The sequence below is a fragment of the Psychromonas sp. SP041 genome (assembly GCF_000470315.2).
GTDB lineage: Bacteria > Pseudomonadota > Gammaproteobacteria > Enterobacterales > Psychromonadaceae > Psychromonas.
On the sequence record NZ_CBRF02000020.1, the window covers coordinates 48,269 to 61,511 of the forward strand.

A 13,243-nucleotide genomic window follows, 5' to 3' on the forward strand; every position below is an offset into this window, starting at 1 on the left:
TGCCCTTATTTGGTGCAGTTTTTTATATTTAGTGCACTATAATAATTTCATTTCATTTATTACACCTGCAAATTAAATATCTTACTTATTGATTTTAAAGTTAAAATTTATATTTTTTCATCTATTTCAATAATTCCCCCTTACTTGGTGTGCTCTTTGCTCTATATATAGGTATAGATATGGATATTCAAAGAGTAGAGAGAACAACATGACCCAAGAAAAAAGCTTATGGACTAAATCAACCTGCGCATATTGTGGTGTGGGCTGTGGCATTGAAGCAAGTATCGGTGCTAAAGGTGAATTAAGCATTCGCGGTGATCAATCACACCCGGCTAACTACGGAAACCTCTGCTCTAAAGGATTAGCGCTAGGCGAAACCGTGAGTCATGAAGGTCGATTATTACACCCTTCAATTGACGGTATTGAAACGGACTGGCCTAACGCGTTACAACATGTTGCTTCAAAATTCTCACAAGCGATTGAAGAACATGGTCCAGATTCAGTGGCTTTTTATGTATCTGGGCAACTGCTAACTGAAGATTATTATGTTGCGAATAAACTGATGAAAGGGTTTATTGGCAGCGGTAATATCGATACCAATTCACGACTATGTATGTCATCAAGTGTTGTTGGCCATAAGCGTGCTTTTGGTAGTGATACGGTGCCTGGTTGTTATGAAGATCTTGATACGGCGGAATTAGTTATTATCACTGGGTCTAACCTCGCATGGTGTCATCCCGTTTTATTTCAGCGCTTAAAAGCTGAAAAAGCCAAACGTGACAATCTATTTATTGTGGTTATCGATCCTCGTGAAACAGATACCTGCTCTATTGCCGATTTACATTTAGCCATTCAGCCAGAAACTGACGTCGCATTATTTAACGGTTTACTGGCTTACCTTGTTGAACATAAAAAAATTGATAACGATTACATTGAACAACATAGTGAAGGATTTAAAGCTGCACTAAAAAGTGCACAAGAAGATATGCCAAGCATGGCTCAATTAGCCACGAACTTAGCGTTAAATGAGCAAGACTTAATATCATTTTTCGCGCATTTTGCTAACACCGAGAAAACACTGACAATTTACTCTCAAGGTGTTAACCAATCAACGCAAGGTAGTAATAAAGTAAACAGTATTATTAACTGCCATATTGCCACTGGCCGAATAGGCAAACCCGGCATGGGCCCTTTCTCAATCACAGGGCAACCCAATGCAATGGGAGGTCGCGAAGTGGGTGGACTTGCGAATACCTTGGCAGCGCACATGGAATTTGGCGATCAGAAAGCCAATCAACTGATTAGCGATTTCTGGGAAACAGAGCAACTAGCCACCCGCCCAGGATTAAAAGCAGTCGACCTATTTGAAGCAATGAATGAAGGTAAAATAAAAGCAGTTTGGATCATGGCAACCAACCCTGTAGTGAGCTTACCTAATAGTAATAAAATCATTGAAGCATTAAAAAAATGCCCTACGGTGGTTGTGTCAGATTGCATGGCAGAAACAGCCACAACTGAATATGCAGATGTATTATTGCCAGCCCAAGGTTGGAGTGAAAAATCAGGTACCGTCACCAACTCTGAAAGACGTATTTCAAGACAGCGCCGTTTATTACCTAGCCCAGGCGTTGCTAAACCTGATTGGTGGATTATTAGTGAAGTTGCTAAATGTATGGGTTTTGCAAAAGCATTTAACTTCCTTCATGAAGGAGAGGTTTTCTCTGAATTTACAAAAATGACCACGTTAGACAATGAAGATGGTTTATCACGTGACCTTAATTTAATTGGATTAACGACGTTAGATGCAAAAGGATATAGTCAATTAACACCTCAACAATGGCCAGTCACTGAATTACAAACAGACAATGTACATCAACGCTTATTTGCTGATAAACAATTTTTCACGCCCTCTAAAAAAGTACAGTTTATTGCAGTTTCACAGTTAGCAACGAGCATTAATGTAAAAAGCGAACCTCTTAAACAATCTCAATACCCTTTAATCTTAAATAGTGGACGTATTCGAGACCATTGGCATACGATGACTCGCACCGGATTATCAAGTCGATTAGGTGCACATATAACTGAACCTTTTGTTGCAATACATCCAAATGATGCTGAGAAACTGCAGATCACTGAAAACAACTTAGTAGCGATCAACAGTCCTCAAGGTGCGATGTTAGTAAGGGCTTTACTCACAAAACAACAAAATAAAGGGCAAATTTTTACGCCAATTCATTGGAATAGCCAAACCGCTAAAAGCGCTAATATTTGTAATTTAGTCAGTGATGATAACGACCCTATTTCCGGTCAACCTGGTTTTAAATCTACTCAAGTCAATGTTAAAAAATGGCATTATCACAGTGAAGCCATGTTATTAACTCGAGAATCAATCGAGCTTAGTGAATTTGATTATTGGGTAAAACAGAAAGTTGAAAAAGGTTATTTATATCGTATTGCAGATAACCGCTCACCTTTAGAGCTATCGCAAGCATTACAAAACCTATTACAGAATAAACAAGGCAAAACGCTACAATTCTCAAGCACAGATGAATCTCAACAAATGATTCATCGCTATGCTTTTGTACAAAATGCACAGCTTAATAATGCTTATATCACCTCAGAGCAATTAACCACTCAGTCATTAGACTGGTTACAAAGCGTATTAGATTTACCGCTTGATAGCAGTATCGAACTCACACTGATTTCAGGCATTGTTGAAGGAAAACTAGCCCAAGGTAAAATCATTTGTGCTTGTAAACAAGTCGGTATCAACACTATTACGGACGCTATTTTAGAAGAAGGTTGTCAAACACTTGATAGCATCAAACAATGCACCGGTGCAGGAACAGGCTGTGGTAGCTGTTTACCTGAAGTCGAATCAATACTCGCCAATAAGATGGAAGATATAACACAGCGAATTGAAGTCGAAGAATTTGTTGCTTAGGTTGTTACCTAGTTTTCAGGATAGCTTTCAGGATAGTTTGCAGGGATAGTTTTTGGCATAACTAGCTGACATAACTTTCTCATATAACTTTCTGGCATAGCTTTAAGGATAGTTTTTTAGCTAGCTTTGTAACTGGTGTGTTATGCAACTAGCGTCATCTACTTTTAAATTAGGGGCGTTGAGGTCAAAGCCCTCTAATTTTGCAGCTCCGATTATCAGCCTTTGGCTTTGGGGCTGAGCTCCCCCTTTAATTTTGCAGCTTCGATTATGAGTCTTTGACTTCGGAGCTGAGCTCTCCCCTTTAATTTTACAGCTCCGATTATGAGCCTTTGACTTTGGGGCGCTGGGCGAATGAGACGCAGTCTCTTGCAATGAGCGGAGGAGCTCTGCGACTCCTTTTTTCAGCCTGCAGGGGGTTATGTGTTGCTTTTGACTTTGAATTAGACTTTGATAATAGAAAATAGAAAAGGTAATCTTAAAATACCTAGAACCCAACACAAAAAAAGATCTGCAAGCTGAAGCATGCGCCCCGACGTAAAAAGAAAAATCAACACATGTAAACACTAAAATCTGCAAGCTAAAAACAGGACTCGCAGAGCTCTTCCGCTCATAACACTAGGCTGTCGACTAATTCGCCATGCCCCCGAAAATAAAAACTGTAATCTAAAAACAAAATAAGCGATCAATTGATCGCTTATTACTTGAAGTAGGTTATTCAAACAGTTTTGAATAACTTACATTTTATCAGCTTTTATTATTAAGCTTTTTTATTATCAACTAACGTAAAGTTCATTGTACAAACATCACCAAACTTAACTGTTGAAGTTGAACCTACTAGTGTTTCATGCACACCTGTGATTGCGCCAGAACTACATAAAGAACCTGCAGGTAATGTAATGCCACGTTCTGCACAACAGTCGATCATGAAAGCAAATGCTGATAATGGGCCATTAAAAATGCCATCTGTTGGAGCAGTATTGATCAACTCATCATTAATCGTAGTGCTTGTTTCCATTGATGTAATAGCCGTTTTCCAATCAGTAATAGATGTGCCTAAAATTACACCGTATTGATTACCAATATCTGAAGCAATTGCCGTTGGACCATAGCCATTTAAATCAATAACTGGGCTACTTGCGATTTCAATTCCTGCATAAGCCGCTTTAACTAGATGCTCAACACCGTCTGCTGTATTAATACTACCCGGCTCAATCTCTTGGTTTGTTTCAAACACTAATTCAGGTTCAATCGCAATAAAACCACCAGCAAATACAGGTAATTCAAATGCTTGTCCCTTTGATTCTTGCTCTGTCAAAGTAATGCATACGTCTTTGAATACAGGTCCTAAAATACGTGCAGCTCCAAGCTCATCACGTAGATCTGGCGGTACCATTCCTACTTTCCAGCCAACAATAGGTTGATCAGAAGCCGCAATAGAACCGTCTTGAACAACGTAAGCTTCAGCTAGTGTACTTGGGATTGGGCCAGGGAAACCGTCTAGGATACGAACATCTTTACGAGCACTAGATAGTGCATTTACTAGCGCGCTGATTTGCTCACTAGTTAAAGGGGTAGTTGACATAAAATACTCTCACAATTGTTTGATAAATTTATGGTTATGGTCGCTACAAGCAAATGAAAACCTGAGCAATAAAAAACCAGTATAAACGCCCTGTAACATCAAACAAAGGGATTATTAGCTGTTTCACTGTGATTTTGACTGAGATCTATAATTCAACAGCTTATAAAGAAAAAGACTGATAAATAGACTGTAAAATAGCGTAGTTTAAACAAATTAATCAATAAATTATTAAGCTTTAGGGCATTTAATTATTTATATTAAATATTAGATTCAATAAAGATAAATTTATAAAAAAGATCTAATACCTGTATTTTATAGTTCGTATTCATCTTTTTATTTTGTTATGTTGTAACAAAAGTTTTGTTATATTGTAACAAAGTAATGATTTAATACTAAAAACTTATCGGTGAGAAGAACATGATTAACCTAACTAATTTACGCTTTGCCTGGCAGAAAAAAGACATTATTGATATTAGTTCGTTAAATATTAAAAAAGGCCAACATCTATTTATTGAAGGCCCGAGTGGAAGCGGTAAAAGTACATTATTGAATTTACTAGGGGGCGTTTTAACACCACAAAATGGCGATGTTACGATTCTTGGTCAATCTTTAAATGCATTATCTTCAAGTCAAAAAGATAGTTTTAGAGCAAATCATATCGGTTTTATATTCCAACAGTTTAACTTGATCCCCTATTTAAGCGTGTTAGATAACATCACTTTACCTTGCACCTTCTCAAAAGCCCGAAAAGAAAAAGCGTTAAAGCACAGTAAAAACTTAAATGAAGAAGCCATTCGTTTACTAGCTGCACTGGGTTTACACGATTCAGAATTATTACAGCGTAGTGTTAATGAACTGAGTGTTGGACAACAGCAACGTGTTGCTGCAGCAAGGGCAATGTTAGGTAGCCCTGAAATCATTATTGCCGATGAACCCACCTCTGCATTAGACAGTGATCACCGCCAAGGCTTTATTAAAATACTATTCGAAGAATGTCAAAAAGAAGAGATTACCCTCATTTTTGTCAGCCACGATGCCGATTTAAAACATCACTTTACGCATAGTATTAACTTACAACAGATCAATCAGGTTAACTTCAAGGAATCGATATAATGGCGATTTTATCATTAGCATTCAAAAGCTTACTTAACCGTAAACTGACCTTTTTCATTACTCTTTTTTCTATCGCAATCAGCGTAACTTTATTGCTAGGTGTTCAAACCTTAAAAACAGAAACGAACAATAGCTTTATGAAAAGTATTTCTGGTACTGATTTAATTATTGGTTCTCGAGGCGCTTCTTCACAATTGTTATTGAGCTCAGTTTTTCATATCGGTAATACCACTAATACCATTAAATATGATACTTACCAAAAAATCAGTCAATCACCTGCGGTTGAATGGGCAGTCCCTATTTCATTAGGTGATTCTCATCATGGCTATACTGTGATGGCAACCGACTTAAGTTTCTTTGATTATTTTAGTTACGCTAATAAACAACATTTAAAGGTTGAATCAGGAAAAATAGATGACGATATGTTCGCAGTTGTTATTGGTTCAGAAGTCGCTAAAAAATTAAATTATAAAATTGGCGATGAGGTTATCGTAACGCATGGAGGTGGTGAAATAGAAGGACATAATCATGATAATATTCCTTACTTCATCAGTGCAATCCTATCCCCTTCTTTTACCGCTATAGACCAATCTCTTATTATTTCATTGGAAGCAATGGAAGCGATGCATACAGATAATCATGGCCATTTTGGTGCATTGCCTGGAGAAACAACCCTAGCAGCCAATCACGCAGATCACGATGAACATGATCACGAAGATGAAAATCATGAGCAGCATCATGACGAAGCAACGCATGATGAACATGAACACGAAGATGCAGATCATGAGCAGCACCATGATGAAGCAGCGCATGATGAACATGAGCACGAAGATACAGATCATGAGCAGCATCATAACGAAGCAGCACATGATGAACATGATCACGAAGATGCAGATCACGAACAACACCATGACGAAGCAGCGCACGATGAACATGATCATGAAGATGCAAATCATGAAGAACACCATGACGAAGCAGCGCATGATGAACATGAGCACGAAGATGCAGATCATGAGCAACACCATGACGAAGCAGCGCACGATAAACATGAGCACGAAGAACACCATGACGAAGCCACTCACGATGAACATGATCATGAAGATGCAAATCATGAAGAACACCATGATGAAGCAGCGCATGGTGAACATGATCACGAAGGTGAAAATCATGAGCAACATCATAACGAAGCAGCGCACGATGAACATGATCACGAAGATGAAAATCATGAGCAACATCATAACGAAGCAGCGCACGATGAACATGATCATGAAGAACACCATGACGAAGCCACTCACGATGATCATGAAGATGCAAATCATGAAGAACACCATGATGAAGCAGCGCATGATGAACATGATCACGAAGCAGCCCATGAAGGTCACCGTGAGACACAAGATCAACGTGTTGCTAGGTTATTAAAGGTAAAACCAGAGAAAATTAATGCAATCTTTGTTGGTTTAACCTCTCCTCAAGCAGTGTTAGGCATGCAAAGTTATGTTAATAATTTTCAAGAAGAGCCTTTATCTGCGATTATTCCTGCCCTCGCTCTTCAGGAATTATGGGAATTCTTTAGCCTTGCTGAAGTTGCGTTGAGTATTGTGACCGTATTTGTTGTCTTAGTTGGCTTATTGGGAATGTTAAGCATTATTCTAATGAGCTTGAATGAACGTCGTCGAGAAATGGCAATTTTACGCTCAGTAGGAGCAAGACCTGGACATATCTTTAGTTTGATTATTGGCGAAGCAGGTTTTGTTTGTTTTGCTGGCATATTATTGGGTATTGCATTACTTTACCTACTCCTTCTCATACTACAGTCACCGTTGGCATCGTATTATGGGTTTTATTTGGATATTAATATGTTGACGTCTAATGATTTACTTATTTTAGCAATTATTCAAATTAGTGCATTATTGATAGCATTAATTCCTGGTTGGTTAATTTATAAGTACTCATTATCAGATGGCATGAGCATCAAGTTTTAGGGAGTAACATGAAAAAGTACTTATTAATCTTATTATTAGGTTTAACATCCGCGATGCAGGCTCAAGCGCAACCAATGAAAATTGATTGGCAAGACTTGCAAGGAAAAGTTGAACCTTACCAAGACCCTTTTGGTGATTTAACAGAGGATCAACTTTATAATCTTTCAGTTTATGGTCGAATAACGGAAATGAAAAAAGTATTTCCTTCTTATGACATAACAGATGCAATGCTTAAAGAAGCTGAAGATGCAAAAGCTCAATTGATAAAAGAAAAAGTAGATATTGATGAAATGTTTGCACAACGTGACATCATAATGGAAAAGCGTAAAAAAGCTTCTTTAGTAACCAATGACTTATTAGCAAATAGAGAAATAGAAATGTCTGGTTATATGCTTGCTCTTGAATTTGATAATGGCGAGGTTTCTGAGTTCTTATTAGTACCAACTATTGGTGCTTGTTCACACAAACCCGTACCGCCTGCAAATCAATTGATATACGTGAAAGCGAAACAATCAATTGCAACAGGCTCACCTTATATGCCAATTAAAATAACAGGTACATTACGCATTACCCCATCAACTCAAGACCTTTATTTGGTCGATGGAAATAAAAAAATCAATATGGCTTATAGTCTAGATGGCGCAATTGTAGAACCTTTTATTGCAACACATTAACAAGCTCAACTTGATAAACTTTTATAACTAAAGTTTATAGTTAAGCAGAACAAACTAAAGCCGTGATAGATTAACTGTCACGGCTTTTTTCTTTTGATGCCCTCTGAACTATCTGAACTATCTGAACTATCTGAACTATAAATAAGAAATTTAACTAATTGCCCAGTCGAACGTTACAGATTGTGATTTGGAGTGCATGCAACATAACCTAGTGTTATGAGCTTAAGCGATCTGCTAATTCTATTTTTGGCTTGCAGATCTTTTGTGTGTTGGGTTCTAGGTATTTCGATATTACCTTTTCTATTTTCTACTATCTAATTCAAAGTCAAAGCCAAAATCAAAAGCAACACATACCCCCTGCAGGCAGAAGCCAGCGCCCCGAGGTCAAAAGCAACACATACACCCCTGCAGACTAAAGTCAGCGCCCCGAGGTCAAAAGCAACACATACACCCCTGCAGGCTAAAGCCAGCGCCCCGAAGTCAAAAACAATACATAACCCCCTGCAGGCTGAAGTCAGCGCACCGAGGTCAAAAAAAACACATAACCCCCTGCAGGCTGAAGTCTGCGCCCCGAGGTCAAAAGCAACACATACCTCCCCTGCAGGCTGAAGTCTGCGCCCCGAGGTCAAAAACAACACATACCCCCCTGCAGGCTGAAGTCTGCGCCCCGAGGTCAAAAGCAGCACATCCCCCCCTGCAGGCTGAAGCCAGCGCTCCGAGGTCAAAAGCAACACATAACCCCCTGCAGGTTGAAGCCAGCGCCCCGAAGTCAAAGGCTGATAATAGTTGCTGAAAACCAGAAGGTTTTGAATTCGGGGCGCTTGGCGAATTAGGCGACAACCTAGTGTAATGAGCGGAAGAGCTCTGCGAGTCCTGTTTTTAGCTTGCTGATCTTTTTTGTGTTGATGTTTTGTCTTTGATATTTTCAGCATAAACTCAAAAGCACATATACCCCCTGCAGGCTGAAGCCAGCGCCCCAAAGTAAAAATCAACACATAACACCCTGCAGGCTGAAGCCAGCCCCCCAAAGTAAAAATCAACACATAACTCCCTGCAGGCTGAAGCCAGCGCCTCAAAGTAAAAATCAACACATAACCCCTGCAGGCTGAAGCCTGCGCCCCAAAGTAAAAATCAACACATAACCCCTGCAGGCTGAAGCCTGCGCCCCGAAGTCAAAAGCAACACATACACCCCTGTAGGCTGAAGCCTGCGCCCCAAAGTAAAAATCAACTCATAAACTCATAAACTCATAAACTCAGCAAAATGAAATACCTTTCTTTTTATTGAGTAAAGTCAATGAGAGAAAATAAAAGATAAAAAAATTAGCCACACTGTAATAATTAAATATATTCAAAAATGTAATCGTTGTATTTTCGTTAGCCTGCACCTCCTCCCTATTTATCTAAACACAAACAACTGATTATTAAACAGTTTTAATTTAAAACCTAATAGCGATAGTTGCGTTAGTCACTATAAAAAAGGAGATCTGTTACTCCTTTTTGGTTGTAAGCATTGTCTTTGATATAAAAAATGAGTCATAGATCTAATTAATGAGAGCACCCCACTCATCAAAAATGAAAGATGGCTCACAAAAGCATTAAATGTATTTAAAGCTAGCTCACAAAATAATTGAGTTAGATGAAAAGAATATTTAGAAAGGTGTTAGCTTCCATAAAGCAAAGTATGCCGTCATAAAACTGTCACATTACAGTATTAGCATGCCAGCCATATCAAAACGATTAATCTATATTAAAAGGAAATAACAATGAAAAATAGTAAAGGACTTACGAGAGTAGCCATTGCGTTATCACTAGGACTTGTAAGCAATCTTAGTTACGCTGAATCTAAAATAAAAAATGTTATTTTAATGATTGGCGATGGTATGGGCCCTGGCCAAATGAGCTTATTAGAAGAATATGCAACTAAGGCACCGAATTCAATCTACAAGGGTCGTGATACCGCGATGAAAACGATAATTGATAATGGTGCTTTAGGCATGTCAATGCACAGCCCATTTAATGCCCTAGTTGTAGATTCAGCTGCTTCAGCATCACACCTTGCTACTGGTGTTGATTCTCCTTCAGAAGGTATTGGTATCGATAAAGATGGTAACCCTGCTGAAACAGTACTAGAAATTGCTAAAAAACTCGGAAAAGCAACAGGGTTAGTTTCTGATACTCGTTTAACTCATGCAACGCCGGCTGCTTTTGCTGCACATCAACGACATCGTTCACTTGAAAATGAAATCGCTGCAGATATGTTAGCAACAGGCCCTGATGTCATGTTATCAGGTGGTATTCGCTATTTTATTCCAGAATCAGTTAATGAAAAAGGTGCTTTATATAAACAACTTATGGAGCAAACTGGCGGTACAATTGAAATAAAATCTAAACGTAAAGATGAAAGAAATTTATTGGCAGAAGCTAGCGATGCAGGTTATTCACTTGCTTATACTCGTGATGGTTTAGCTGATGTTGAAGGCGATAAAGTACTTGGTTTATTTGCTTATTCAGGTATGCAAAATGGTATTACTTATAGCCAAACTAAAGACTCAGCTGATCGTACTATGCCAAGTCTGAAAGAGATGACGATGAAGGCACTTGATGTGCTTGCTAAAGATCCTGATGGTTTCTTTTTAATGGTTGAAGGTGGTCAAATTGACTGGGCATCTCATAGTAATGATGCAGGTACAGCACTACATGAAATGCTTAAATTTGATGAAGCAATTCAGTATGTTTATGATTGGATAAAAGATCGTGACGATACATTATTAGTTGTAACAGCCGACCACGAAACAGGCGGTTTTGGATTCAGTTATTCACGCGCTAATGTACCAGAAGCTAAAAAATTAAGCGGTTCTACATTTAAAGATCATGACTATAAACCAAACTTTAACTTCGGTACATTACCGACTTTAGATAGATTATACGGACAAAAAGAAAGCTTTGGCGACATGCTAGCTGAGTTCGATAAAACAGATAAAACGCCAGAATCATTATTAAAAATTGTTAACGCTAGCAGTGAATTTAAAATCGACTTAGCACAAGCTAAAAAGATTTTAGAAACTGAAGAAAACAAGTTTTATGATCCTGATAATACTTACCTAAAACTTAAAACGTTCCCTAAAGTTGACGATTTCGAAGCCTTTTATGTATACGGTCAAGATATTCGTGGTGACTTAATTGGACGTGAACTAGGTCAGGAACAAAATATTGTTTGGGGAACAGGAACACATACAAATACACCAGTAGCGGTTGTTGCTGTCGGTCCTAAAACATTTTCTGAGAAATTTTCTCGATTATCTCACCATACTGATATCGGTAAATTACTGATTGAAGCAGTAGAACAATAATGAACTACTAACTATCACCTTAAAAGGAGATAGTTAAGAAATGTTAAAAGCCGTATTAGTCATTAATATTACTAACACGGCTTTTTAAGTTTATGAACGAAGTATTTATCAGACCATCTTTCTACCTATTTCTGCACTACTCTACTAAACTATTTCAAACTCAGTTTACTTTCTTAACTATAAATCTCTTACCTTTAGATTTTCTTAAATCTATGATCACTTTTTCACCGCCAACTCCATACCGCCAACTCCATGTAGATTACATTTAGCATTGACTAAGACACTGACTAACATTTTAGTTAGTGTAAATTACATACACCACGTATAAAAGGTTGTTCATAGTCATCTTAATTGTAAGCTTACGAACTGTTAATGCATTAACCTCTAAGTGAATTACTAATCAAGTATTCCTATAGTTCTCTCCCCTGACCATTATTTTTCACTAAATAGACCGGAGTACATGGCATTATCTCATAATATAAAGATCTGTATCTTAGATATGAGAAAAAATTAAGGTGTCGTACAGTTTACAGATACCATTGTAGAGGCTTTTATTACGGCGCAGCATATACTTAAGTTTTTAAATTTACAGTTAAACCTTTAACTCAGACTTAACATTTAATACTTAAAAGATGGAATGTAGACATAATAAGAATCTCTACGTTAAACTCGATCGTAATAGAATAGGTGACTTATCTTATATGATGATTTTTTGAGTTTATTTCAAGTATTGTTACGTAGCCATTTCAATATAGATTTAACGAAGGATAATGGTAAATGAAATAGAATCCTCTCATATACAACCCTAAATTCGCATAATAAGTGCAATTTCTGAGAAAGGTGGTCAGCTGTTATAGTTTGCTATCTTCTCGCCAAAGGAAATTGCAAATGAATTATAAACAGCTGACACAAGAAGAACGATACCAGATTTACGTGTTGATTAAAGCAAATCATAATCAAAAAGAAATAGCTAAGATACTTGGACGCTCTGCGTCTTCAATATCAAGAGAGTTAAAACGTAATAAAGACCTTAGAGGTTATCGCCCTAAACAAGCTCAAAGTTTAGCAGTTAAAAGACGCGTTACAGCGGCTAAATCAGTGAAAATAACCGACCATGTTAAAAAGTGGATCCACGATTTATTATGGAAAGACTTCACGCCTGAGCAAATCGTTGGTCGTCTGGCTCTAGAAGGAAAAATAACGCTTCATCATGAGAGTGTGTATCGCTATATCTATCAAGATAAAGCCAGTGGTGGCACTCTATACAAGAAACTAACACGTGCTTGTAAGAAGTATAAAAAGCGTTATGGTAGTTATGATAAATACGGGCAATTAGTTAATCCCGTCAGTATTGATGAGCGCCCAGATATTGTTGATACCAAAAGCCGTATTGGTGATTGGGAAGGTGATACTGTTATCGGTAAAGGTCGAAAGAATGCGTTCGTTACTATGGTTGCAAGAAAAACATTATTTACCGTGGTTAAACGTATTGAGAGTAAACATGCTGATATAACGGCTGATGCACTGATTAGCAGTATGAAGCCTCTACAATCGCATATTCTGACCATTAGATAAGTAAGCGTCTAGCGAATCACA

The 13,243-nt window shown here is 37.9% G+C and carries 8 protein-coding genes; 6 read left to right on the top strand and 2 right to left on the bottom strand.

All coding sequences use genetic code 11. The features are described from left to right. The first annotated feature begins 208 nt into the window (after nucleotides 1–208). A complete protein-coding gene (locus SP041_RS12300; protein WP_025564007.1) occupies nucleotides 209–2,944 on the top strand; it encodes a nitrate reductase in 2,736 nt (911 codons plus the stop codon). Between the two features lie 757 nt (nucleotides 2,945–3,701). Here the strand turns inward: SP041_RS12300 and SP041_RS12305 are convergent. Further along, on the bottom strand, nucleotides 3,702–4,526 hold the full coding sequence (locus SP041_RS12305) for a hypothetical protein (protein ID WP_025564011.1): 825 nt from the start codon (nucleotides 4,524–4,526) through the stop codon (nucleotides 3,702–3,704). A 417-nt stretch (nucleotides 4,527–4,943) separates the two neighbouring features. On the opposite strand from SP041_RS12305, the gene SP041_RS12310 reads away from it, so the two are divergent. From SP041_RS12310 to SP041_RS12320, 3 genes are read left to right on the top strand one after another with little or no spacing between them, the layout of a single operon-like run. Next, complete coding sequence (locus SP041_RS12310; protein WP_025564013.1) at nucleotides 4,944–5,639, top strand: ABC transporter ATP-binding protein; 696 nt, start codon at nucleotides 4,944–4,946, stop codon at nucleotides 5,637–5,639. Next, nucleotides 5,639–7,621: an ABC transporter permease gene (locus SP041_RS12315; RefSeq protein WP_137297868.1), complete on the top strand. Its 1,983-nt coding sequence runs from the start codon at nucleotides 5,639–5,641 to the stop codon at nucleotides 7,619–7,621. The genes SP041_RS12310 and SP041_RS12315 overlap by 1 nt, the downstream gene beginning before the upstream one ends. 8 nt (nucleotides 7,622–7,629) lie before the next feature. Beyond that, nucleotides 7,630–8,295, top strand: a complete 666-nt coding sequence (locus SP041_RS12320) for a DUF3299 domain-containing protein (protein WP_025565935.1) — start codon at nucleotides 7,630–7,632, stop codon at nucleotides 8,293–8,295. Between the two features lie 314 nt (nucleotides 8,296–8,609). Here SP041_RS12320 and SP041_RS12325 read toward each other — a convergent pair whose 3' ends face one another. After that, nucleotides 8,610–9,386: a hypothetical protein gene (locus tag SP041_RS12325; protein ID WP_137297869.1), complete on the bottom strand. Its 777-nt coding sequence runs from the start codon at nucleotides 9,384–9,386 to the stop codon at nucleotides 8,610–8,612. A 674-nt stretch (nucleotides 9,387–10,060) separates the two neighbouring features. Between SP041_RS12325 and SP041_RS12330 the strand changes: the two genes are divergently transcribed. Both SP041_RS12330 and SP041_RS12335 read left to right on the top strand, forming a co-directional pair. Continuing rightward, a complete protein-coding gene (locus SP041_RS12330) occupies nucleotides 10,061–11,647 on the top strand; it encodes an alkaline phosphatase (protein ID WP_025565445.1) in 1,587 nt (528 codons plus the stop codon). 888 nt (nucleotides 11,648–12,535) lie between these two features. Next, a complete protein-coding gene (locus SP041_RS12335; RefSeq protein ID WP_025565446.1) occupies nucleotides 12,536–13,222 on the top strand; it encodes an IS30 family transposase in 687 nt (228 codons plus the stop codon). Nucleotides 13,223–13,243: the final 21 nt, after the last annotated feature.